This is a genomic window from Nocardia sp. NPDC003482, from assembly GCF_053588115.1.
Map to the genome: position 1 here is coordinate 247,318 of NZ_JBSFPI010000005.1, position 22,650 is coordinate 269,967.

19 protein-coding genes and 1 pseudogene are annotated in these 22,650 nt (G+C 70.0%); 4 read left to right on the forward strand and 16 right to left on the reverse strand.

The window, feature by feature from the left end:
* Positions 1 to 257 precede the first annotated feature (257 nt).
* From ACWDSJ_RS10315 to ACWDSJ_RS10330, 4 genes are read right to left on the reverse strand one after another with little or no spacing between them, the layout of a single operon-like run.
* Positions 258 to 641 (reverse strand): nuclear transport factor 2 family protein, encoded by a 384-nt coding sequence (locus ACWDSJ_RS10315; protein ID WP_450030853.1) that lies wholly within the window; start codon positions 639 to 641, stop codon positions 258 to 260.
* Positions 642 to 672: 31 nt separating this feature from the next.
* Positions 673 to 1,581, reverse strand: a complete 909-nt coding sequence (locus tag ACWDSJ_RS10320; RefSeq protein WP_450030854.1) for a hydroxymethylglutaryl-CoA lyase — start codon at positions 1,579 to 1,581, stop codon at positions 673 to 675.
* Positions 1,578 to 2,819, reverse strand: coding sequence for a CaiB/BaiF CoA transferase family protein (locus ACWDSJ_RS10325; RefSeq protein ID WP_450030855.1), 1,242 nt, complete (start codon positions 2,817 to 2,819; stop codon positions 1,578 to 1,580). The genes ACWDSJ_RS10320 and ACWDSJ_RS10325 overlap by 4 nt, the downstream gene beginning before the upstream one ends.
* Positions 2,816 to 3,445 carry a TetR/AcrR family transcriptional regulator gene (locus tag ACWDSJ_RS10330; RefSeq protein WP_387364701.1) on the reverse strand — a complete coding sequence of 210 codons (630 nt, stop codon included), beginning with the start codon at positions 3,443 to 3,445 and terminating at the stop codon, positions 2,816 to 2,818. Before ACWDSJ_RS10330 ends, ACWDSJ_RS10325 begins: the two co-directional genes overlap by 4 nt.
* 81 nt (positions 3,446 to 3,526) lie before the next feature.
* On the opposite strand from ACWDSJ_RS10330, the gene ACWDSJ_RS10335 reads away from it, so the two are divergent.
* Both ACWDSJ_RS10335 and ACWDSJ_RS10340 read left to right on the forward strand, forming a co-directional pair.
* Positions 3,527 to 4,090 carry a VOC family protein gene (locus ACWDSJ_RS10335; RefSeq protein ID WP_450030857.1) on the forward strand — a complete coding sequence of 188 codons (564 nt, stop codon included), beginning with the start codon at positions 3,527 to 3,529 and terminating at the stop codon, positions 4,088 to 4,090.
* Positions 4,091 to 4,103: 13 nt separating this feature from the next.
* A complete protein-coding gene (locus ACWDSJ_RS10340) occupies positions 4,104 to 4,745 on the forward strand; it encodes a carboxymuconolactone decarboxylase family protein (RefSeq protein ID WP_450030859.1) in 642 nt (213 codons plus the stop codon).
* Between the two features lie 3 nt (positions 4,746 to 4,748).
* Here ACWDSJ_RS10340 and ACWDSJ_RS10345 read toward each other — a convergent pair whose 3' ends face one another.
* The 3 genes from ACWDSJ_RS10345 to ACWDSJ_RS10355 form a co-directional block, all read right to left on the reverse strand.
* Positions 4,749 to 5,543, reverse strand: a complete 795-nt coding sequence (locus tag ACWDSJ_RS10345; protein ID WP_387364692.1) for an acyl-CoA thioesterase domain-containing protein — start codon at positions 5,541 to 5,543, stop codon at positions 4,749 to 4,751.
* 189 nt (positions 5,544 to 5,732) lie between these two features.
* Entirely contained in the window at positions 5,733 to 6,872 is a 1,140-nt protein-coding gene (locus ACWDSJ_RS10350; protein ID WP_450030862.1) for a hypothetical protein, read from the reverse strand.
* 35 nt (positions 6,873 to 6,907) lie between these two features.
* Positions 6,908 to 12,373, reverse strand: a complete 5,466-nt coding sequence (locus ACWDSJ_RS10355) for an ATP-binding protein (RefSeq protein ID WP_450030864.1) — start codon at positions 12,371 to 12,373, stop codon at positions 6,908 to 6,910.
* Between the two features lie 371 nt (positions 12,374 to 12,744).
* Between ACWDSJ_RS10355 and ACWDSJ_RS10360 the strand changes: the two are divergent.
* Together ACWDSJ_RS10360 and ACWDSJ_RS10365 are read left to right on the forward strand one after the other, a co-directional pair.
* Positions 12,745 to 12,993: pseudogene (locus tag ACWDSJ_RS10360) on the forward strand (LLM class flavin-dependent oxidoreductase); the annotation flags it as partial.
* A gap of 35 nt (positions 12,994 to 13,028) precedes the next feature.
* Positions 13,029 to 14,081 carry a phosphotransferase gene (locus ACWDSJ_RS10365; protein WP_450030866.1) on the forward strand — a complete coding sequence of 351 codons (1,053 nt, stop codon included), beginning with the start codon at positions 13,029 to 13,031 and terminating at the stop codon, positions 14,079 to 14,081.
* Between the two features lie 8 nt (positions 14,082 to 14,089).
* Here the strand turns inward: ACWDSJ_RS10365 and ACWDSJ_RS10370 are convergent, their stop codons facing one another.
* The 9 genes from ACWDSJ_RS10370 to ACWDSJ_RS10410 form a co-directional block, all read right to left on the reverse strand.
* A complete protein-coding gene (locus tag ACWDSJ_RS10370) occupies positions 14,090 to 14,662 on the reverse strand; it encodes a hypothetical protein (RefSeq protein ID WP_450030868.1) in 573 nt (190 codons plus the stop codon).
* Positions 14,663 to 14,670: 8 nt separating this feature from the next.
* Positions 14,671 to 15,627, reverse strand: coding sequence for an MlaD family protein (locus ACWDSJ_RS10375; protein ID WP_450030870.1), 957 nt, complete (start codon positions 15,625 to 15,627; stop codon positions 14,671 to 14,673).
* Positions 15,624 to 16,685, reverse strand: coding sequence for an MlaD family protein (locus ACWDSJ_RS10380; protein ID WP_450030872.1), 1,062 nt, complete (start codon positions 16,683 to 16,685; stop codon positions 15,624 to 15,626). Before ACWDSJ_RS10380 ends, ACWDSJ_RS10375 begins: the two co-directional genes overlap by 4 nt.
* Positions 16,682 to 17,776 carry an MlaD family protein gene (locus ACWDSJ_RS10385; protein WP_450030874.1) on the reverse strand — a complete coding sequence of 365 codons (1,095 nt, stop codon included), beginning with the start codon at positions 17,774 to 17,776 and terminating at the stop codon, positions 16,682 to 16,684. Before ACWDSJ_RS10385 ends, ACWDSJ_RS10380 begins: the two co-directional genes overlap by 4 nt.
* Before the next feature lie 99 nt (positions 17,777 to 17,875).
* The gene (locus ACWDSJ_RS10390) at positions 17,876 to 18,892 is read right to left on the reverse strand and encodes an MlaD family protein (protein ID WP_450030876.1); all 1,017 of its coding nucleotides are present in this window, start codon (positions 18,890 to 18,892) and stop codon (positions 17,876 to 17,878) included.
* Entirely contained in the window at positions 18,880 to 19,884 is a 1,005-nt protein-coding gene (locus tag ACWDSJ_RS10395; RefSeq protein WP_450030878.1) for an MlaD family protein, read from the reverse strand. The genes ACWDSJ_RS10390 and ACWDSJ_RS10395 overlap by 13 nt, the downstream gene beginning before the upstream one ends.
* Positions 19,884 to 20,888 carry an MlaD family protein gene (locus ACWDSJ_RS10400; protein ID WP_450030880.1) on the reverse strand — a complete coding sequence of 335 codons (1,005 nt, stop codon included), beginning with the start codon at positions 20,886 to 20,888 and terminating at the stop codon, positions 19,884 to 19,886. The genes ACWDSJ_RS10395 and ACWDSJ_RS10400 overlap by 1 nt, the downstream gene beginning before the upstream one ends.
* Before the next feature lie 4 nt (positions 20,889 to 20,892).
* Positions 20,893 to 21,756: an ABC transporter permease gene (locus tag ACWDSJ_RS10405; protein ID WP_450030882.1), complete on the reverse strand. Its 864-nt coding sequence runs from the start codon at positions 21,754 to 21,756 to the stop codon at positions 20,893 to 20,895.
* A complete protein-coding gene (locus ACWDSJ_RS10410) occupies positions 21,756 to 22,529 on the reverse strand; it encodes an MlaE family ABC transporter permease (RefSeq protein WP_450030884.1) in 774 nt (257 codons plus the stop codon). The genes ACWDSJ_RS10405 and ACWDSJ_RS10410 overlap by 1 nt, the downstream gene beginning before the upstream one ends.
* Between the last annotated feature and the right edge of the window lie 121 nt (positions 22,530 to 22,650).

Genomic DNA, 22,650 nt, shown 5'->3' on the forward strand with positions numbered 1-22,650 from the left:
TGCCGCATCTCGGCCGTGCAGTACCGTGCCTCGGCCGGATTCGCGCCGCATCTCGGCTGGACCCGTACCGCATCTTGGCCGGACTCGCGCCGCATCTTGGCCGGGCTCGTACCGCATCTTGGCCGGGCTCGTACCGCATCTTGGCCGGACTCGCGCCGCATCTCGGCCCGACCCGCCCCGCGTGGCCTCGGCCCGACCAGCACGCGACCCGGCCCGAAACGCACCGCGCCCGAGAATCCGAGCCACGGCACCGCGATTCAGCGCCCCCTCCCACCCGCCACAGCCCGCAACGCACTCGTGGCCGCCGAATCCACATACTCCTCGATCCGCACGATCCGCCCGTCCCGCACCCGCACGAACAAACACGCCGGAACCTCCAGCGCCCCATGCCCGGCCAGCCACCCCCGCAACACATGCTGCTGCGCGAAGCCGTCCGGCAAAGCGTGCCGCCGAATGTCCTCGTAGCGAAGGTCTTCCACCGTCCGCGAGAGCCAGCGCAGTACGCGGAGGTTCTCGGCGACGGTCTGTTCGGCGTTGTCGTCGTTGTGCCAGATGCGCGCGTCGGGGGCGTACAGCTCGGTCAGTGTGGCGACGTCACCGGCGCTGACGGCGGTGAAGAAGCGGTCGGCCAGTTCGTCCATGAGGGGACCTCCTCCGAGGCGATGCGGGGGTTCAGCGCTCGGGGCGGGGGACCAGGCGGCCGCCGGCGGCGAGCAGGTTGCTGTCGGCGGGGCGGCCGAGCAGGCGTGCGATGAGTTGTGCCGCGGCGAGAGTGCGGTCCAGATCGATGCCGGTGCGGATGCCGCCGTCCTCGAACAGGTAGACCAGTTCCTCGGTCGCGATATTGCCGCTCGCGCCGGGCGCGAAGGGGCAGCCGCCGATGCCGCCGGTGGAGGCGTCGAAGCGGCGCACCCCGTGGCCGTAGGCGGCCCAGGCGTTGGCCAGGCCCTGGCCGCGCGTGTTGTGCAGGTGGATGCCGAGATCGACCTCGGGCGCGACCGCGCGCACCCGATCGAGCACGTCGCCGGTGCGGACCGGCGTCGCGGTGCCCACGGTGTCGGCGACCGAGAGCGTGTCCGCGCCGGAAGCCATTGCGCGCCCGGCGATCTCGGCCACCCGCTCGGGCGGGGTGCGGCCGTCGAACGGGCAGTCGAACGCGATGGCGACGATCACCTCCAGCTCGCCGCCCGCCTCGTGGACGAGGTCGGCGATCGGCGCGATGAGCGCCACCGACTCCGCGCTGGTGCGGCCGACGTTCGCGCGGCTGTGCCCGTCGGAGGCCGACACCACGTATTCGAGGCGGGTCACCCCGGACGCGAGGGCGCGCCGCACCCCGCCGAGCCCGGCGACCAGCGCCGAGAACTCCACCCCGGGCCATTGAACCAGTTGCGCCGCAACGGCTTCCGCGTCGGCCAGCGCGGGGATCGCGCGCGGTGAGACGAACGAGGTGACCTCGATGCGCGGCACCCCGGTCGCGACGAGCGCGTCGATGAACTCGAGCTTGGCCTCGGTCGGCAGCGGCCGCTCGATCTGCAATCCGTCGCGCGGTCCGACCTCGCGAATGACGACATCGGTGCTCATGCGATCGTCCCCTCCGCCCGCAGGGCCGCGATGCGCTCGCCGTCGTAGCCCAGCAATTCGGTCAAGACCTCATCGGTATGCGTGCCCGGGCGGCTCGCCCCGCCCCACCGCACCCCGCCCGCGGTCTCGCTGAGCCGCGGCACCACGCCCACACCCTTCGCGGGCACCGGATCGTGCTCGGGATCGCCCGGCGGATGCGAGGGGTCGGTGTGGTCGACGAAGATATCGCGCGCGTTGAACTGCGGATCGGCCATCACCTCCGCGACCGTGTTCACCGGACCCGCGACCACCCCGTGCGCGGCGAGCAGCTCGATGAGTTCAGCGGCGGTGTACCCGGCCGCCCACTCGGCGATGATGTCGTCGAGTTCGTCCTGATGCTCCCCGCGCGCGGAATGGTCGGCGTAGTGCGGGTCCGACGCCAGTTCGCTACGGCCCATGGCCGTCGCCAGCCGGGCGAACACCGTGTCCTGATTGGCCGCGATGATCACCCACAATTCGTCCTTGGCGCGATACAGATTCGACGGCGCGACCCGATCGAGTCGCGTGCCCGACGGCTGCCGGACGTGGCCGGTCTTGTGGTAGTCGGGAATCGTCGACTCCTGGATGGCGAGCGCGGCCTCGGTCAGCGCCGCGTCCACGATCTGCCCGCGCCCGGTGCGCTCGCGCGCCAGCAGGGCCGCGAGCACACCCTGGAAGGCGAACAGCCCGGCGAGGCTGTCCCCGAGCGACAACGCGATGCGCGGCGGCGCCTGCCCCGGAAACCCGTTGAGGTGCCGCAGACCGCTGATGCCCTCGGCCACCGAGGCGTATCCGGGCCGCGACGCGTACGGCCCGGTCTGCCCGTAGCCGGAGACGCGAGCCAGCACCAGGCCCGGATTGCGTTGCGCCAGAACGTCATAGCCGATGCCCCAGCGTTCGAGGGTGCCCGGCCGGAAGCTCTCCACCACCACATCGGCGTCCGCGGCGAGTTCCAGGAAGACCGCGCGGCCCGCGTCGGTGCGCAGATCCAGGCTCACGCAGCGCTTGTTGCGCGCGTGCACGGTCCAGAAGTACTGGTGGCCGCCCTGGGCCTGACCCCAATCCCGCAGCGGGTCGGGCCGATCCGGCGCCTCGATCTTGATCACGTCCGCGCCGAGATCCCCGAGCAGGCGACCGCAATTAGGTCCCGCGATGAGCGTGCCGAGTTCGAGGACGCGATATCCGTCGAGGGGTCCGGCGAGTACGGAATGCGATGTCACGGTGCCTCCAGTCCGAGCGCGGCGACCGACATCCGGTCGAGCGTGTCCAGCAGTGCCGCCTCGTCGGCGTCCTCGCCCTGGATCAGCCACAGGTACAACGAGTGGTCGACCATGGCCGACATCGCCCGCGCCGCCAGCTCCGGGTCGAGTTCGGGCCGGACCAGACCCTCGCGCTGCCAGCGGGCGATGGCCCGCGCGGTGCGGTCGATGAGCTGACGGCGATGCTCGTGGCGCAGCCGGCGGAACTCCTCGTTGAAGGTCGCGACCTGTTCGACGATCGCCATCATCCGCGCGTTGCGCCGATACGCCTGGTAATAGGACCGATTCGCGGCGATCAGGCGCGCGGCGGGGGACAGGTCGGCCGCGGTGGGCTCGCGCCGGTGCATGTCCTCGAACAGGCGGGTGCTCAACTCGCCGAAGACGTGTTCCTTGGATTCGAAGTAGCGGTAGAAGGTGCCGTAGGAGACGCCCGCCTCCTGCGCGATCAACTCCACCCGGGTGTCGAGGAAGCCGACGTCCTCGAAGACCTTGCGCGCGGCGTCGAGCAGCGCGTCGCGCGTCTTGCGACCCCGGGCGGTCAGGGTGTCGACCGCGGCGGGGGCGCTATTGACAGATGACTTCGGCACGGCTCAGACTATCCAACAAACATGACATGACTGTCAAGTCAGTTGAGGGGACGGCATGTCGCCCCGAACGGAAGGAACGCCATGAACGCGAACCCCGAATACGAGCTCCGCGGGATCAACCATCTCGCGCTGGTGTGTTCGGATATGCGCAGGACCATCGAATTCTATTCGGGGACACTCGGTATGCCGTTGATCAAGACTATCGAACTGCCCGGTGATCTGGGGCAGCACTTCTTCTTCGACTGCGGCGGCGGGAACACGCTGGCGTTCTTCTGGCTGGCCGACGCGCCCGACGCCACGCCGGGCCTGGCCGCGCCGAAGGGGCTGCCCGACGAGGGGGAGCTGGTGAGCGGGGTCGGGTCGATGAATCATGTGGCGTTCGCGGTGCCGCCGGAGCGGTTCGACGAGTACCGGGAGCGGCTGGCGGCGAAGGGGGTCAAGGTGAGTCGGGTGCTCAATCACGACGACAGTCCGCGGGGCGTGTCGCGGGAGGTGCATCCGGGGACGTTCGTGCGGTCGTTCTACTTCCAGGATCCCGACGGGGTGCTGCTCGAATTCGCGTGCTGGACACGGGAATTCACCGAGGACGACGTCGCTCACGAACCGAGGACCGCCGCCGACCGTCGGGTTCCGGCGCAGCGCTGAGAGGAGTTCCCCCATGCCGCGTCTTCGCGAGGTCCCCCGCGCCGAGGTGACCGACGAGCGGATCCTGTTCTACTACGACCGGCTGTTCGGGCCCGACAGGGATCCGGCCGTCGACCACGGCACCGTGCACGGCACGCCCGGCGACTGGTGGACGGTGTTCGCGCAGTCGCCCGACGTCTTCCGGCACGCGGTGCGCGGATTCGCCTTGTACCGCAACGCGACTCTCGATCCGGCGCTGCGCGAACTCGGGCAGAGCCGGGCGGGGTACGCGCGCGGCAGCCAGTTCGTGTTCTCCCAGCACTGCAAGCAGATGCGGTCGCTGGGCGTGGCCGAGGAGAAGATCGCCGCGATCCCGCACTGGCAGGTCGCGGACTGCTTCTCCGAACTCGAACGCGCGGTGCTGGCCTACACCGACGGTCTCGTGCTCGCCGGGGGCCGGGTGCCCGACGCGGTGTTCGCGGTGCTGAAGGCGCATCTCGGCGATGCGGAGATCCTGCAACTGACCTACATCACCGCGATGTACGACATGCACGCCACCCTGTGCCGGGCGCTGCGCCTGGAATTCGACGATCGGCCCGAACTCGTCGAGGAGGTGCGGATCCCCGAGGGGATGGAGATTCGCGATCTGTCCGCGGATCTGTCCGGGGGACAATAGGTTTCACCAGCGGGTCTCGTCGCCGGAGAAGTCGATTTGCGCCGCCGCGTTCGCGATCGCGGTGACCATGCCGGTGCCGATCGGGCCGGTGGAGTCGAGCAGGGTGGCGGTGCCGACGGAGACGCCGTTGTCGGTGAGGTGGGTTTCGGCGCGCAGGCCGATGCGGTCGCCGACGGGGAGGCGGTCGAGGGCGACGGTGAGGTCGGCGTTGATGTAGCCGATGCCCGCCGAACCCCAATTGGTCACCAGGCTGGTCGATTCGGCGGCGATCACGGCCTGCACGAACGGGCTGCGCTCCTCGCCCTCCACCGCGCCGAGCGGCACCGCCCACAGCTCCTTGCGGCCCGCGTTCTGGTGCTCGCTCATGGTGGTGGACCAGTCGTGGTCGCTGTGGTACCACCAGTCCAGGCCGGAGTCCGCGGGCGGGGTGAACGGATGCTCGGAGTGCCACTCCGCCCCGGGCGGGGCCTCTGCGGCGCGCAACTGGACCAAGCGGGCCTGAGCCACCTCGACCTCGCCCTGGCACACCCGGGCAGCGGCGATGTGGATGCGCCGCCCGGACCGGATCACCTCCGTGTGCACCTCGAGCGGCTGCCCCTTGGCCGCCTTGAACAGGTCGATGGTGAACCGCGCCGGAATGAATCCGGCCAGCCCGTGCGCGTGTTCGAGCGACCGCGCGGCAGCGGCGCAAATGGCGGGTCCGTTGAGCATGTCCGCCCCCCACCGGCCGTACGCCCACTTCCGCGGGAGATACCGGCCGTCGTCATCGAGCGTGAACATGGAGGGCATGTCTGTCATACGCCCATAGTGGCGTATGTCCAGAGGGTGCCCGTCGTGGGCCGGGCGGAAGGCGGCGTATGTCCGGAGGGGCGCTAGTCGTGGCCTGGCGGAAGGCGGCGTATACCCGAAAGGGCGCCTGCCGTGGGCCGGGTGGAAGGCGGCGTATGTCCGAAGGGGTGCCTGTCGGGGGCGGACCTCCTCCTGTCGTCATGGGCAGGCGGATCGGGCGGGGAGGTCGGGGGCCGGGGTGTCGCCCGGGAGGGGGACGGTGAGGAAGCGGGGGCGGTAGACGGTGATGTCGCGGTAGACGTCGCCGCCGGGGGCGGTGTCGAGGCTGTTGACGTTGTAGGAGACGACGAGGGTTGTGGGGGTGGAGAATTCGGGGTGGGCGTGGGCGTTGTAGGTGTATACGTCGGGGTCGTGGTAGGTGCCGGAGGGGCCGGTCTCCGGGGTGATGTAGAGCGTGGTGTCGGGGCCGAAGGGGCCCGTCGGCGTGGTGGCGAGGCGGGCGTAGAGGTGGTCGCCGAGGCGGTCCTGCAGGGTGATCAGGGCGTAGCGGCCGGGGCCGAGGCGGTGGACCGAGAATTCGGCCGAGACGTCACTGGTGATCCGGGCCGAATCCGCCTCGGACGCCGACCAATTGCGCCCCGTCCAGAAGGCGAACCGGCCGCGCAGATCCGCTCCCTCGACGCGGGCGACGTGCACGTACTTGTGGCCCTCGGCGATCTCCACGCCGTAGACGTAGGTCCAGCCGTCCTCGGGCCAGACCCATTGCCCCCATTGGATGCCCCGTCCGCGCGGCAGTGGGGTGACCGAGAGCGGCCGGGACAGATCGTCGGCGTCGAAGCGCGCCACCGACGCTCCGACGAAGGCGATATCGAGCGCGCCCGGCCCCGACGGCCGCCATTCGGTGAGCGGAATCTGAAGCGCCCCACCGAGATACGTGGCCGCGCCCAACCAGAACCAGTGCGCGTCGTCGGCGGGACGCAGGAGTGAGTCCGGCCGGTCCGCCGTGCTGCCGACGATCGTGCTGAACTCCCCGCCGGGCCCGCGCACGATCAGGGAGTTGTGCACGAACGCGGCCCCCGCGGGCCGGGTCGGCGGCGTGACGGGGGACAGGAAGGTGTCGGAGAACGCGAAAACCGTACGGCCCCCGGGCAATTCGGCCGACCAGGTGGAATCCCCGCCCGTCCAGCCGCGTCCCGAATCCCCGTACCGACCCAGCGCCGTGGTCAGGCAGGTGAGCGGCCGCGCCCCGGCGCTGACATCGGCGTGCGGCCTCGGCCACGGCACGAACAGTCCGAGGCCGAGAACCGCCACGACACCGATCACGAGCACCCGGAACACACCGAATGCTCGTGATCGGCCCGGCACGCGCGGGCTCAGCCCGCCAGGCGCGAGTCGATGGCCCGGATGATCGCCGGACGCAGCTCGTCGGCGCGGATGATCGCGTCCACCGAACCGACCTCGACCGCGCGCTGGATGCTGTGCACCCGGTCGAACTCCGCGGCGACCTCACCGAGCTTCTCGGCGCGCACCGACGAGCGGACCTCGTCGAGTTCGGCCGACAGCGCGGCGCGATCCGCGCCCGACGCGCCCGCGACCCGGGTCTCCAGCTCCCGCACCCGGGAGTCGGCGGCGGTGCGGGTGTCGACCTCGCCGGAGAACACCACGGCCGCGGCCGGGGCGCCGCCGAGCACCGAGGCGAACGAGCCCTCGATGGCGAGCACCGTCATATTCGGGTTCAGCGTCTTGGAGAACACCACGAACGCGCCGCCGTGGTAGCGCGAGATCACGCAGAACACGATCGGACCCTCGAAATTGACGATGGCCCGGCCGATTTCGGCGCCGTACTCCAATTGCAGCTTGCGCAGCGACTCCGGCGAGCCGTCGAAGCCCGACAGGTTCGCCAGCACCACCAGCGGCCGGTTGCCGCTGGCGCTGTTGATCGCCCGCGCGGCCTTCTTCGACGACTGCGGGAACAGCGTGCCCGCGGTGTAGGTGTCGGGGCCGTCGGTCGGGGTGAACCCGCGCCGCGGCACGCTGCGCGACTCGATGCCCAACAGGCACACCGGGATTCCGCCCAGATGCGCGTCCTGCACCACCGCCGTCTCCGCGTCGGCCATGCCCGCCCAGCGCTCCAGCGTCGGATGATCCTGGTCGGCCAGCGCCCGCATCACCGTGCGAATGTCGAAGGGCTTCTTGCGATCCGGGTTGGCGGTCGCGGAGAAGATCTCGCCGACGGTGGTGAAATCGCTGCCGTCGATGACGTGCGGGAAGGTCGACACGTCGCGGTCGATCGGGTCGCTGGTCGCCGCCCGCCGCGGGCCCTGCTCGCCGGGGGCGATGTAGGTGTGGTCGTAGTGCGACATCAGGATGCCGCGCGCCGCGGTGAGATTCGGCGCCCAGTACTGACCCTGACCGTTGGGGCCCATGACGCGGTCGTAGCCGCCGATGCCGAAGTTGTCCTCGGCCGACACGCCGCCGGAGAAGTCCAGCGCCTGCTTGCCGGTGAGCACCATCGCCGACTCGGGGGTCATGATCAGGATGCCCTTGGTGTGCATCAGCATGGTGGCCTCGGCGTTCCAGTACGGCTGCGCGCCGACGTTGATGCCGGAGACCACGATGTTGATCTCGCCGCCGTCCTGGGTGAACTCGACGATCCGCTTGAGCGCGGCCGCGACCCAGTCCATGTTCTCGGTGCCGGACTTCATCGAGATCCGCGCGCCCGAGGACAGCGCGTACCACTCCAGCGGCACGCCCATCCGCTCGGCCAGATCGAGCGCGGCGATCACCCGGCGGCACTCCGGCTCCGACAGCGCGCCCAGCGACTTCGTCGGATCCCCCAGCAGCACAACGCGTTTCACGCCCTCGGGGTGGCGTTCGGTCGGGGTGCTGACCACGCCCGCGACCATGGCCGCGGTGTTGCGGCCCTTGGGGCGGTCCACCGGGACCAGCGCGTGCTCGGCGTCGAGGTCGTATTCGGTGAATTCGCCCAGGGCCGAGGTCAATTCGTACGGGTACACGGTGTTGCGGCTGCTGGCGCGCAGCACCTTCTGCCGGTACTCGTCGAGCGGTTCGACGGCCTCGTCGGTGCGGTCGGTGACGGTCACCTGGGTGCCGCCGGTGGTGTCGAAGGAGATGCGCACGGCGACCTTGACCAGTTCGCCGGTCCGCTCGTCGCGCTGGCGCGCGATGATGAGGATCTCCTCGAGGCCCGCGCCCACGGTCGCCGGTTCGATGCGCCCGACGATGGTCTCGAACTCCTCGGCGGTGAGGTCGATCGGCGGCCAGATGTACATGACGATGCGGTTGGTGTGCAGCCGCCGGTTCGACGGCCGCCGCGACTGCGCCCGGCGGATGGAGTCGATGCAGGTGGCGATGGTGCCCTCGGCGGTCGGCAGGGAGAGCAGGCGGCCGTCGTGTTCGCGCAGCGCGGCCAGGTCGCGCACCTGGGCGAAGGCGATCAACCGCTCGTCGGCCGGATTCTCCTTGGCGACACAGCGATACAGGTACACCTCGTCGTTGTCCGAGGACGGCAGGCGGTGCAGATCGAACTTGCGCAGCCGCTTCATCTGCATCCGCTCCGCGATGTACGGGTGCAGGCCCCGGATGAGGCGCTCCTCGGCCATGCCCGTCGCCGACGGCCGGAAGGTGAAGTGGTGGTGCATGACCGCGCCGCCGCTGCCCGCGACGGTGGCGGTGATGCGGTGCACCTGGTTGGGCAGCGTGCGCGCGCCGAGCACGTCCTGCAGGGCGGCGGCCATCGCGTCGAAGTCCTCGGGCTGGCCCTCCCAGCTGAGGTAGATGTCGGCCTCGATGGACACCGCGCCGGTGGCCAGTTCGGTCAGCCCGCGCACCGCGGAGTCGAGCGCGTCGAAGGCGACCGCGGCCGAGACCAGGGTGACCCCGCGGCGTTCGGCGATGACGAACGTGCAGCCGCCGACCTCCTGGGTGCGGACGTCGGCCAAGCCCTTGTTGCCGTAGTAGCGGCGGGTCAGCACCTCGAGCATGACAGTGTTGTCCGGATTGCCGCGCACCAGGCGCTGGCCGAGCAGCCGGACCAGGGGCTCGGTGCTGCGGACCATATCGGAGATCCGCTCGGCGCGATCCGGGCTGTCCGGGTGGGCGTCGAGGTGGCTCAGATGCTTGCGGACGTTGGTGTAGACGCGGGCGCGGTTGCGGCGCAGCAGCGGCTGGCCGAACCAGGAGTAGACCAGCCCGCGGGTGAGGTCGGCGATCACCGGGAAGCGGACCTGCGTGGCCGCGACCAGACGCTCGAGGCCCAGGCCGACCGGCTCGCGCAGCGCGCGGTCCGGCACCGGCTCGGACAGCCATTCGCGCAGCAGGGTGGTGACGACGGTGACGGTGTCGGAGGGCCGCTGCTGGGCGAGGAAGACGCGGAACACCGCGCCCTCGAGATCGGGGGTGCGGTCGAGCTCCGTAATGCCGTAGTGCCCAAGGGCTTTCGCGAGCTTGGCCCGGTAGGACTCCGGCAGCCCGGCCCGTTCGACGTCGAGGCTCTGCAGGTAGGTGTGGAAGTACTCGCGCGCGCTGTGCACGTGGCCGTGCGTGCCGTCCTCGTCCCAGGAACGGTTGTGGCTGACCTCGGCGAGGTCGGTGAACAGCTCGAGCAGGTCGAGTTCCTCGGCGAGCGGGCGGTGGTTCTCGGCGACGGCGGCCCGGCGCGCGGCCAGGTACTCGTCGATCGCGCGGCGCTCGTCGTGCGGGTCGACGTCGAAGCCGAGCAGCAGGCTGCGCAGCGTCTCCAGGCCGCGGGTCAGGCGCTCGTAGGGGCGGGCGGGGGCGGCCTCGGCGGGCAGGTCGAGTTCGACCGTGCCGGTGTCGGCGGCCTCCTCGGCCTCGGTGTCGTCGCTGAGCGGTTCCAGCCGCAGCAGCGGCGCGCCGGTCTCGACCTGGGTGCCGACCGAGACCGAGCACTCCTTGAGCCGGGCCCGGAACGGCGCGCGCAGCACGGTTTCCATCTTCATGCTCTCGAGCACCAGCACGGGCGCCCCGGCCTCGACCTCCGCGCCGACCTCGAGCGGGGTGGCGACGACCAGCGCGGGCGCGGGGGAGCGGACCACGCCGCCCTCGTCGCGGCTGACCCGGTGGGTCACGCCCTCGACGTCGACCAGGGTGGTCGGGCCGTGGGTGCCGGTGACCAGGCGGAAGCGGTTGCCGTTGACCACGATGTGGGCGGTGTGGCTGTCGAAGCGCTCGAGGTCGACATCGGCGGTGTGGATCTCGCCCGCGGCCTCGATGCCCAGCCGGAACCGGTGCGCCCCGACGCGGGCGACGCGCACGCGGTAGGTGACACCGCGCAGTTTGAGATCGAGGGGGCGCCCGCTCTTGTGCTGCACCTGCGGGCGTCCGCCCGCGGCCGTGGAGATGAGGCGGTGCAGTTCGGCGCGCTCCTCCTCCTCGTAGACGTCGATCGCGGCGGCGGCCAGCGCGACGGCCGAATGCCGTTGCGAGACAAGGCGTCCCTCGCCGCGGACGCGGTCGATCCAGCCGGTGTCGGCGCTGGCGTCGATGACCTCGGGCTGGTTGAGCAGGTCGAGGACGAAGCTCTTGTTGGTCGCGCCGCCCTCGATGACCACGCGGGTCTCCGACACGGCCCGGCGCAGGCGGCCCAGCGCCTGTTCGCGGTCGCTGCCGTAGGCGATGATCTTGGCGATCATCGAGTCGAAGTCGGCGGGGATGGTGTCGCCCTCGCTGACGCCGGTGTCGACGCGGATGCCCGGTCCGGCGGGCAGGTCCAGCAGCGCGATGCGGCCGGGGGCGGGGGCGAAGTCGCGGTCGGGGTCCTCGGCGTTGAGCCGGGCCTCGATGGCGTGGCCGCGCTCGGCGGGGGGCGTGCCCTCGAGCTTGCCGCCGGAGGCGACGTGCAGCTGCGCGCGGACCAGGTCGAAACCGGTGGTGTACTCGGTGATCGGGTGCTCGACCTGGAGACGAGTGTTGACCTCGAGGAAGGCGAACAGCTTCTCGCCCGGGTGGTAGAGGAATTCGACGGTCGCCGCGCCGCGGTAGCCGACCGCGACGGCGAGCCGCTCGGCCGAGGCCTTGAGCTCGGCGGTCTGCTCGGGGCTCAGCTTCGGCGAGGCCGACTCCTCGATGACCTTCTGATTGCGCCGCTGCACCGAGCAGTCGCGCACGCCCAGCGCCCACGCGGTGCCCTGACCGTCGGCGATGACCTGCACCTCGACGTGCCGGGCGCCGGTGACCAGGCGCTCGAGGAAGACGACGCCGCTGCCGAAGGCGCGGGCGGCCTCCTGGCGGGTGCGCTCGTAGGCGTCGACGAGTTCGGCCTCGTTGGTGATGACGCGGATGCCGCGCCCGCCGCCGCCCGCGGTCGCCTTGAGCATCAGCGGGTAGCCGATCTCCTGGGCCGCGGCGAGGGCGGCGTCGACGGATTCGACCGCGCCCCGGCTCCACGGCGCGACCGGCACGCCGACCTCCTCGGCGATCAGCTTCGCGCCGATCTTGTCGCCGAGCTTGCGCATGGCGTCGGGGCTCGGCCCGATGAAGGTGATTCCGATCTGTTCGCACAACTCCGCGAAGGCGGGGTCCTCGGCGACGAAACCCCAACCGACCCAAGCGGAATCGGCTTTGGTCGTCAGCAGGGCGCGTTCGAGCGCCTTCAGGTCCAAGTACGGGCGCGCGGATGCCGGACCGAGATCGTAGGCGATATCGGCCTCGCGCACGAAGGTCGCGTTCCGGTCGACATCGGTATGCAGAGCGACGGTTTCGATCGGCAGCCCGGTCTCCGCGGCCAGATCTCGGACGGCGTGGATGAGCCGCATGGCGGCCTCACCCCGGTTCACGATGGCAATACGGCTGAACACTCGCCGGCTCCTTCTTGTTCCACAGACTGGGCGTTCGGGCAAGGGGGTCCCACGACCCCTGTTTCCAGGTAGTGTGCACCCTTGCCCATACATAGTGCACAGCGCTTCGGGGTTACCCGCACGTATTCTTCGGCGCGGTCGATCGTAGGCGACCCGCCACCCGGCCGACACCTCCCGACCGGTTCCCGCCAGATGCGTTGACCTGCAAGGTCTCTCTCCTGTATCGGACGCTTCCCCGACGCCGTTTCCCATTGTGTTCGTTCATCGGTGTCGGAACGGCGTCGGTGCGCCGATTTCGATCGCGCGATCGGCCAGTAGACAGTTTTTCGAATCTGTGTACATGTCACTGCAACTGGTTCTAGATTGACGGCATGGGCGAGACGATGGGCGGGAGTGCCGAGTCGGGGTCTGATTCGATGCCGCTGCCCGAACTCGGGTACTACGCGTTGTCGCGGCATCCGGTGCGCCCGGCCCAACTCGCCGCCGAGGCCCGCTTCGGCATCGCGACCGCGGCGACCAACCATCACACCCGTCACCCCGTGGTCACCGCCACCATGGGTGCCACCCTCGCCGAACTCAGCGGCGGCCGGTTCGCGCTCGGGTTGTCCGGGCGCGGGCTGCCCGTCAATCCCGGTGCGACAGAACGGGTTCGAGGATGACGTTCGAAATCCCCACGCGCCCCGAGGATCTCACGTCCGCGTGGCTCACCGACCTGCTGCGCGCGCAGGGCCACCCGGTGACGGTCGCGGATCTCGAGGCGACCCCGATCGGTTCGGGGCAGATGGCGGGCAGTTTCCGGCTCACGCTGCGCTATCGCGGCGACGCGCCGCTGCCGACCCGGCTGATCGCCAAACTCGCCACCGGCTCGCCGGAGCAACGGGCCTTCGGCAGCGGCGCGTTCCGCAACGAGGTGACCTTCTACCGCCGTCTCGCCGCCACCGTCCGCGTCCCGGTCCCGCGCTGCCACGGCGCGGTCATCTCGGAGTCGGGCGACGCGTTCGTGCTGTTGCTCGACGATCTTTCTCCCGCCGTCCAGGGCGATCAGATCGCCGGATGCACGGCGGCGCAGGCGGATTCGGTCGCCGTCGCCGCCGCCGGACTGCACGCCCCCCGCTGGTGCGACGCCACCCTGCTCACCGAACCGGGTATGTCCCTGCCCACCCGGGCCGACCGCGAACTCATGGATTCGGTGCTGGCCCCCATGACCGACGCCTTCCGGGACCGCTTCGCCGACCGCCTGTCCGCCCTCGAATCCGCCACTCTCGACTGGCTGGTGGCCACCGCCGGAGACTGGCTCGTCGCCCCGCCGGATCACTACGCGCTGCTGCACGGCGATTTGCGCGTGGACAACGTCATGTTCGCCCCCGACGGCACGGTCACCGTCGTCGACTGGCAGACCATCACTCCCGGAAACGCGTTGCGCGACATCGCCTTCCTGCTCGCCACCAGCCTCGACCCCGACACCCGCCGCGCCCACGAACGCGCGATCGTCGCCACCTACCACCGCGCCCTTCTCGCCCACGGCGTCACCGGCTACCCCCTCGACCAGTGCTGGCACGACTACACCGCCAACCTCGTCCAGGCCCCCCTCATCATCGTCTTCGGTTGCGGCGCGGCCCAACCCACCGCCCGCGGCGACCACATGTTCCTGACCATGCTCACCCGCACCGCCGCCGCCGTCGCCGATCTGGTGCCCGGCGCGGTGTGACGCCCGGATCACTTCGTCGGCAGGGCCGTCTGCAAGCCGCCGACGTCGGTGATCTTCCAGTCGGAATTGCGGTCGATGGTCAGCGAATAGGTGACCGTCGTCTGCGCGCCCTCGGGCGTCTGGGCGCTGGTGGAGCTGATATTGAGGTAGGCGTTGACCTTGTACACGCCCCCGGATTCGGAGGTGACCGTGGCCGAGAGCGGGGTGGCCTTCGAGGTCCACTGCAAGGGCAGGAGGATCTGCTCCAATTGCGGTGCGGTGGCGTCGAATTTGGCGGCCAGCTGGGGGGTGGTGTCGGACTTCAGTCGGGTCAGCCAGCCCTTGGTGTCGTGGAAGTCGATGGTGGAGGCGCCGACCGCGTAGTCGGAGGCGATTCGCTCGGCGTGTGCGTCGTCGGCCGCGCGTGCGTCACGGTCGGCGAGGGCGCCGCGCGCCGAGAGGTACAGCGACGCGAAAACGATTGTGGCGGCCAGCAATACGGCGATCGTGAGGGCGGTGAGCACCGTCGACAGCCGGATCGACACGGTCCGAGGGTCGCGGGTGGCGGTCTCGGTCGGCTTCTCGTCGGTGGCAGTGGGCATGGCGGGTCCTATCGGGTGGTGATGCGGAGGTGCACGGTTCCGTCGGGGTCGACACCGTGCAGCGCCTGATCGAGCAGGGCGCTCACGTCGAGCCGGGGCGCCCGGCTCACCGCATCGGTCACGACGGGTCGCAGGGCGGGGGCCAGCGGCGCCGCCCCGGGGCCGATCTTGTTCAGCAGCGCACCGAGCTCGGCCATGAACGGGGTCACCCCGGTGCCGGTAAAATAGTCCGGGATTGGGCGGGCCTCGACGAACTCCGACGCCGACTCCACGATCGCGCTCAACGCCGCCCCGAACTCGCCGAACTCCGGCCCGGCCGCCGCCAGCGACGGCCCGAGCCAGTCGATGTTCGTGCCGAGCGCCTGCACGTCGCCGAACATGCGCCGCACGATCTCGGTGCGGCTGAGCAGGGTCGCCGCCAGCAGCGTCGTCGAGCGCTGCAAGGTCTGCACGGCCGCATCGGTCCCCGCCAAGGCCCGGTCGAAGGTGTCGACCAGGTTCGCCACCGACCCCGGATGCACCTGGTCGAGCAGCCGCACCAGCCGCGCCGACAACGCGGTGATCGTCATCGGGGTGCGCACGCGGTCGGCCGGAATGGTCTGTCCGTCACGCAGATACGGCCCGCCGCCGCCCTCGGGCGCGAACTCGATATAGGGCTCGCCCAGCGCCGACAGCTGTTCGATGCGCACGTCGCTGGCGAGCGGAACCCGATACCGGTCATCGATGCGCAACCGGACCAGCACGCCGGTGGCCTGTTTGCGGACCTCCTCGGCGCGGCCCACCTGCACTCCGGTGAGCAGCACCGGGGCGTTGGGTCCGAGGCCGCCGGAATCGGCGAGCCGCATGGTCACGGTGATGTATTCGCGGCGCGGATCCAGATGCAGCACCCCGACCGTCATATAGGTGGCCCCGAGGATCAGCACCGCCGCGATCGCCGAAAGCGACACCGCCCCACGCACATTCATCGCACCGCTCCGATCATTCGCAGGGTGTCCACGATGCGGGCGGTCTGCTCCTCGGGCGGCATCGCGACCGGTGGCGGGTCGACGGTGACCCCGACCATGTTCACCTTCGGCCCCCGCTGCACAAAGGGAATGATCTTGTTCTGGATCAGATCGACCAGCAGCTTCAGATTCGACGGCGAACTCGTGTCGAGCGGATGGCTGCCGAACAGCACCGGCACCACCGACCGCACCACCCCGTCGGCCGAGATCAGCGCCGGACCCAGCCAGGCCGCGGCCGGGGCGACCGGTCCGAGCGCGGTCAGCACGAAGATGACGCCGATGGTGGCGTTGATCGAATCGGTGGTGTGCTGCACGCCGTACGGGGTGAGCAGCTGGTCGAAAGTCGTTGTGTTGGCAAGCAATCCCTCGTCCACGGTGCTCTGCAACCCGGCGACGAGATTGTGAATGGACTCGGTGTGGTCGGCCAGATCGGTGAGGTCCGCGCCCAGGGTGCCCGCGATGCGCGCCGTGTCGGCCGGATTCGGGGGCAGCACCCCGTTCATGGTGCGGACGATGTTCTGGATGTCGGTGACCGCGCCGCTGCCGATGAAGGTGGACAGCCGCGCGAGGATGTCCTCGATCTGCGGGGCCTGGGTCGTATTCGCCAGCGGGATGGTGTCGTTCGCGCGCAGCTCGCCCACGGCGGGGGCGGCGGGTTCGGTGAGCGCGATGTGCACATCACCGAGCGGGGTCTCCTGCCGCAGTTCGGCGGTGGTGCCGACCGGCAGCCGGACCGCCGCGCGGATGTCGACCTCGGCGATCACGAGGCCGTGCCGGTCCGCGGTCGGATCGACGACGGTGACACCGGTCAACCGGCCCACGGGCACGCCGTCGGCGATCACCTTCGCGCCCTGGGGGAGATTGAGCACGTTCGCGAATTCGATCCGCAGGTGATAGGTGGGACCGTCGACTCCGGTGCCGGGCACGGCGATCTCGGTGGGTTGGAAATCGCAGCCCGCCGCGAGCGGTAGCAGGGCGACGGTGAGCAGGGCCGACAAGGCAAGGCGCAGGCGGGTCATCGGGCGCTCACCGCCCCCAGCAACAGCGACAGCGCGGGCACGGTCGTCGCGCCCGCCGGGCACGGCTGCCCGGTCACCACTTGCACGGCCGCGCAGACCTGAGCCGTATCCTGTTGCGGCAGAGCGATCTTCGGTGACGCGTACCGGATGGTGAGCTGTCCGGTGGCGGGATCGATCGTGTTCGCGAAGCCCGACGCGACGGCCGGGGCCATCCGGATGATCTCGCCGACCGAACCCACCCCGGCGTCGATCATGCGCGGCAGATCGGTGATCGAGTCCAGCGCCCGGATCGCGGGTGTGCCGAACATCATGAGCACGTCGTTGAGCTGCGGCAGCACATCGCGCAGCCCGGCCACGATCTCGACGATCTGCGGGATGGCGAGCACATTGATATCGCCGAAGGTCTGGGCGAGCCCGCTCACCGACTCCTGCACCGTCGACCAATTGCCTTGCGCGCGATGGGCGAGCTGGCTGAGCGCGTCGATGAGGCCGCCGATGTGCCCGATGGCCGCGTCCGGTGCGGCGAGCACCCGGCTGAGCTGTTCGACAAGGCCGTTGAGCTGATCGCCGGTGCCCGCGGTGGCGCGGTCGAGCGCGTCGAGTCCCGCGCCGAGATTGTCGCGCTGGCTCGGATCCCGTGCGCTGGTGAGCTGGTCGGCGAGCTGGGCCAGGGCGTCGAAGGTTTCCGAAAGGCTCTTGGGTGTCAAAGATTTGGTGATGCAGTGGTGCGCGTCCCAGCCCGGCCCCTGCGGTTCGGCCCCGATGAGCGCCAGCTTGCGATCGGCCACGAGGGTGTCGCTCACCGTCACCGCGCCCACGTCCGGTGGCAGTTTGCGATTCGCGGGGACGGTGAATCGCACCCGCGCGATCGCCCCCTGGGGTGTGATGTCGGTGATCCGACCCACCGGCACGCCCATGATGGTGACCGCGCTGCCCTTGTACAACCCGATGCTGTCGGGCAGATCGGCGCAATAGGCCCGTGCTTCGGGCGCGGCCTTCACCACCTTCACGCCGATCGCGGCGGCCGCTACGAGCACGAGAATCACCGCCGCCGACATGAGTCCGCGCGACCCCAGAATCCGGGTGAGCATCAGCGTCCCCCTCCGCGAATCGGTTGCCGGGGCACGGCGCTGCGGGCCATCAGCGTCCCCCTCCGCGAATCGGTGGGCGGAGCCCGGCGCTGCGGGCCATCAGCAGCCACCTCCCGGGACGGGGACGCAGAACGCGGCCGGTTGGATCGTGGTGCCGGACTGATCGATGGTCACGCCGCCGCCCGGTGGCAGCAGGGGCAGCACGCGTTGTTCCAGCCCGCGCAGCGAATCCAACAGGCTGCCAAGACCATTGGCGAGTTCCTGGAGTTTGGGCATGGCGTCGGCGAGCGGCTGGGCCTTGGCTTTCAGCTGCTCGTCCCACAGCCTGCCCAGGGGGCTGAAGTCGTGCAGCACCACCGCGAGGTCGTCGACGGCCTGATGCACCGCCGTCTTGTTGCCCTCGACGATGTTTTCCAGGGTCCGCAGCGTGGTCACGAATTGGGCCAACACCGTGGAATTGGCGTCGAGCGCGGCGAGGTATTCGTCGGCGATGGACAGGGTGTGGGAGATGTCGGCATTCTGCTTGTCCATCAACCCGACCACATCGCTCACCGCCTGGACCGCCGCCCGCAGCGCGTCGGGACTGCGGTCGACCGAGGAGGCCAGCGCGGCGAGATTGCGCCGCAACGTATCCCCGTCCACCTTCCGCACCGGCTCGATGGCGTCCTGGAACGCCTGAGTCAGGTTGTAGGGCAATACGACTCGCTGCGACGGGATGATCGTCGAGCCCAGCGGTTTCGCCCCCGACGGTTCCACCGCCACGTAGTAGCCGCCGACAATGGTCAGCATTCGCAGATCGAGGGTGGTCTGGTCGCCGACGAACACCGTGCTGTCGACGGTGAAGGTCATCCGCACCCGGTCGGCGAGCAGCGTCAGCGACTTCACCTTGCCCACCGGGATGCCCGCGACCCGGACGTCGTCGCCGGGCCGGATCGCGCCCGCCTGCGCCATATCCGCGCGATAGGTCCGCTCCGGCGTGGTGCCGGTCGTGTACACGACCCCGATCGCCGCGATCAGCAGCAGCACCCCGCAGATCCCGGCCAGACCCCAGCGAATCTCGTTGCCGCGCTCGGTTTTCGGTGTCAGTCGCGCCCGCCACCCCCTCAGCCCCGGCACAGCGTGATCCTCTGTCCGGCGATCAGGATCTGAATGGGTTGCGGGGCGACGGCGATGCCGTGCGAGCAGGTCATGGCGGCCTCCGGCCCGGTCGGGGGAACGGTGGCGGTGATGGCCTGGATCAGGCCCGGCAGTTGGCCGAACACCGCGACCGCCTGGCGCGGGTCCGGAAACGCCTGGCGCAGTAGGGCGTCCAGGTCCCGATCGCGGTCCCCGGTGATGCCGAGAACGGTCAGCATGTCCCGAAGTGGTTGCAGCACAGGCGGAATCGCGAGCGCGAAATCGACCAGGCCGGGCAGCTTGTCGGTGATCGCGGTGAACAGGTTGGTCAGATTCGTCAGCAGTTTCATGGCGTTCCCGGATTTGCCGCCGAGGTGATCGGAGATCCGCGCCAGGTTGCCGACCAGGGTCGACAGCACTGCTTGGCGGTCGGAGGCGTAGCGGCTGAGTTTGTCGATCGCGCCGAGCGCGGGCCCGATGCCGGTGCCGTCGCCCTGCACGACCGCGAGCATGCTGTCGGCGAACTGGTTGAGATCGTCGGGCGACAGTTCGGCCAGCACCGGCTGCAATCCCTTGAACAGGGTGGTGATGTCGAAGGCCGGGATCGTCTCCGCGGTTTGGAACACCGCCGTGGGCGAGCGGCGTGCGCCGGGCCGGTCGGGTTGCTGGATGTCGAGATAGCGGAACCCTGTGAGGTTCTGATAACGGATGGCCACGCGGCTGTCGGTGAACAGCGGATGGTCGCGGGTGACGGTGAACCGCACCCGAGCCTGGGCGTGGTCGAGGCCGACCTCGCGCACCTTGCCCACCTGAACGCCGTACAGTCGCACGTCGTCACCCGCGCGCAGACCGTTGGCGTCGGTGAATATGGCTGTGTACGTGTCGGTTTCGCCGCGCACGGGCCGTTGCACGATCCGGAAGACGCCGACCAGGGCCACCGCCATCACCACCACGGCGATCGAGACCCGGACGAACAGGGCGCGGGTCGTCATCAGCGTCCTCCCGTGCCGACCTCGACACCGGCGTCGAGGACCGGGCCGTCGGGGGTGTCGTGGAAGGCGACGCCGAGCCGCTCGAGCAGTTCGCGTAGCCGCGGTTCGGAGGCCGCCGGGTCGCCGATCGAGCCGGAGAGCTGATCGAGGATCGCGGTGGCGATCGGGATGAAACCACCGAAGTACTGGTGGCCCGTGGTGGCGGTCTGCGTGACGGTCGGCAGCAGCTCGTACTGGATCTTGTCGAACATCTCGGCGTATTTCGCGATGTGCTCGGGGGTTTGGAAGTACTGGTTGGTGTAGGCGGAGTAGACGATGCGCAGCGCGCCCGCCAGCATCGGCGGCAAACCGGCGAGCACCGAGCCGAACCGGTCGAACAGCAGCGACGGCGGCATCAGCTGGGTCTCGGCGAACGAGCGGGCGGTGGTGCCGACCGCCCGCAACAGCGGGGTGAACGCGCTGATGTCGTGCGACGCCGTGCTCAGCAGCTCGGCCAGTTTCGGGGTCAGCACGTCGTCGGTCAGGGTGCCGGTGGAACCCAGCAGCGCGGCCAGCGTCGCGTCGCGGACCCGGTCGGCGCGCGGGCCGGTGAGATCCACGGTCGTCCCGTCGGTGAGGGTCTCGCCGCCGGAGCCCGAATGCAGTTGCAGCGCACTGATTCCGAAGAGATTGCCCGGCGCGTAGTCCACGCTCAGGGCGTCGGTCAGGCCGAACAGTTGCGACCGTTGCAGGGTCAGGTCGATGTGCTGGCGGCCCGGCCCGGCGCTGGCGATCTCGGCCACCGAGCCGACCCGCACGCCGTCGAGGCGGACATCGGTGCCGGAGCCCACGCCCTCGCCGACCGTCGTGGTGACCAGCGTGACGTGAATGTCGTTGGCGGACTTCGTTTCCGGAGCGGCACGCCAGGCGACGACGCCGAGCACGGTGATCAGCACCGCGCACGCGCCGAGGACGCGGGCGCGGCGCGGGCCGACCTCGGTTCCGGGCAGGGTATAGGCGGGCACGCGATCACCCGGTGAACGTGATGGGGGACTGGAAGCCCCACAGCACAATCGTCGCGAACATGTCCAGGGCGATGATCGAGACCAGGCTCGCCCGCACCGCGCGGCCCGAGGCGGTGCCCACGCCCTCCGGGCCGCCGGTGGCGAAATAGCCCTGATAGCAATGGATCAGCACCACCGCGACGGCGAACACCGTCACCTTGATGATCGCCGCCAGCACATCCCAGCCGAGCACGAACTGGTCGAAGTAGTGGCCGTAGGTGCCCTCCGGGGTGCCGTGCACGGTCGTCACGATCACCCGGCACGACAGGTAGCTGAGGATCAGCGCGACCACGAAAGCCGGTGCGACGGCGACGATTCCGGCGACGATGCGGGTGGTCACCACGAACGGCACCGACCGCACCCCCAGCGATTCCAGCGCGTCGATCTCCTCGGAGATCCGCATCGACCCGATCTCGGCGGTCATGCGGCACCCCGCCTGCGCCGCGAACCCGACCCCCGCCGCGATCGGCGCGAGCTCCCGGGTGACGCCGAACGCGGAGATCAGCCCGGTGAGCTGGCCCAGGGAGAGCAGGTCGAGGGCGCTGAAGGACTCGATGCCGATCGAGGCGCCCATCGCCGCGCCCAGCAGCAGCATGAGCGGGACCACGCCGCCGCCGATGATCACCGACCCGCGACCCCACGTCATATCGGTGATCACCGCGATCGTCTGCCGCCGGTAGTGCACCAGCGTATAGGGCAGCGCCGACAGCGCCTGCCACGCGAAACCGATTGCGAAACCGACGAATTCGATCGGCGCGAGCGGATGCAGGCGGCCGCGTATCCGGTTGGCCCAGCGCAGTCCGGCGGGCAGATAGGGGGTCGCGGTCATCACGCCATCCTCACCGGGAAGAACATGGTCACCACCTGGGTTATGGCGGTATTGAGCACCGCCACCGCGGCCACCGACATGACTACCGCCGCGTTCACGCCGTCGGCGACTCCGCGCGGCCCGCCCTTGGCCTCGAGCCCGCGCTGGCAGGCGATGACCACCACCAGGAACCCGAAGATCAACGCCTTCACCAGCGACACCCAGATGTCGACCGTCGTGGTGAACGCCCCGAACGACGCCCAATAGCTGCCCGGGGTGACATCGAGCGCCGTCACCGCGACCAGGAACCCCGCGGCGATGCCGACCACCACGATGAGGATATTGAGCAGCGGCGCGATCAGCATCATGGCGGCGATGCGCGGAACCACCAGGCGCGCAACGGGATCCACGCCCATCACCCGCATGGCGTCGACCTCCTCGCGCACGGTCCGCGCGCCGAGGTCCGCGGCGATGGCCGCCGCACCCGCCCCGCCGAGCATCATGGCGCTCGCCATCGGCGCGCCCTGCTTGATCACCCCCAGCCCGCCCGCCGCGCCGATCATCGAGTCCGCGCCGAGCTGGGAGACGATATTGCCGACCTGCGCGGAGATGATGACGCCGAACGGAATCGCCATCAGGATGCTGGGAATCGCGGTCACCTTGATGAGAAACCAAGCCTGCGTGAGGGTTTCGTGTGTCTGGAACCGCAGCCGGAGGAGATCGCCGGTGCCGACGCGGACCGCGTGCGCGCCCATCCGCAGCGCCCGGCCGAACGTGGCCAGGCTCGACAACACCGTCTCCGAGAAATTCCGACGAAGCGCCGCACCCGGCCGCGATCCCTGCTCAGCCGGGGGAAGAGCCAGATTCGTCGTCGACAAAGCGCATCTCCTTCACCGTGCGACGGCGACGCTACCA

Excerpts from the sequence above, each read along its gene's own strand:
- ACWDSJ_RS10315 (WP_450030853.1), bottom strand. The coding sequence starts at position 641 with ATGGACGAACTGGCCGACCGCTTCTTCACCGCCGTCAGCGCCGGTGAC.
- ACWDSJ_RS10320 (WP_450030854.1), bottom strand. The coding sequence starts at position 1,581 with ATGAGCACCGATGTCGTCATTCGCGAGGTCGGACCGCGCGACGGATTG.
- ACWDSJ_RS10335 (WP_450030857.1), top strand. The coding sequence starts at position 3,527 with ATGAACGCGAACCCCGAATACGAGCTCCGCGGGATCAACCATCTCGCG.
- ACWDSJ_RS10340 (WP_450030859.1), top strand. The coding sequence starts at position 4,104 with ATGCCGCGTCTTCGCGAGGTCCCCCGCGCCGAGGTGACCGACGAGCGG.
- ACWDSJ_RS10345 (WP_387364692.1), bottom strand. The coding sequence starts at position 5,543 with ATGACAGACATGCCCTCCATGTTCACGCTCGATGACGACGGCCGGTAT.
- ACWDSJ_RS10365 (WP_450030866.1), top strand. The coding sequence starts at position 13,029 with ATGACGTTCGAAATCCCCACGCGCCCCGAGGATCTCACGTCCGCGTGG.
- ACWDSJ_RS10370 (WP_450030868.1), bottom strand. The coding sequence starts at position 14,662 with ATGCCCACTGCCACCGACGAGAAGCCGACCGAGACCGCCACCCGCGAC.
- ACWDSJ_RS10375 (WP_450030870.1), bottom strand. The coding sequence starts at position 15,627 with ATGAATGTGCGTGGGGCGGTGTCGCTTTCGGCGATCGCGGCGGTGCTG.
- ACWDSJ_RS10380 (WP_450030872.1), bottom strand. The coding sequence starts at position 16,685 with ATGACCCGCCTGCGCCTTGCCTTGTCGGCCCTGCTCACCGTCGCCCTG.
- ACWDSJ_RS10385 (WP_450030874.1), bottom strand. The coding sequence starts at position 17,776 with ATGCTCACCCGGATTCTGGGGTCGCGCGGACTCATGTCGGCGGCGGTG.
- ACWDSJ_RS10395 (WP_450030878.1), bottom strand. The coding sequence starts at position 19,884 with ATGACGACCCGCGCCCTGTTCGTCCGGGTCTCGATCGCCGTGGTGGTG.
- ACWDSJ_RS10405 (WP_450030882.1), bottom strand. The coding sequence starts at position 21,756 with ATGACCGCGACCCCCTATCTGCCCGCCGGACTGCGCTGGGCCAACCGG.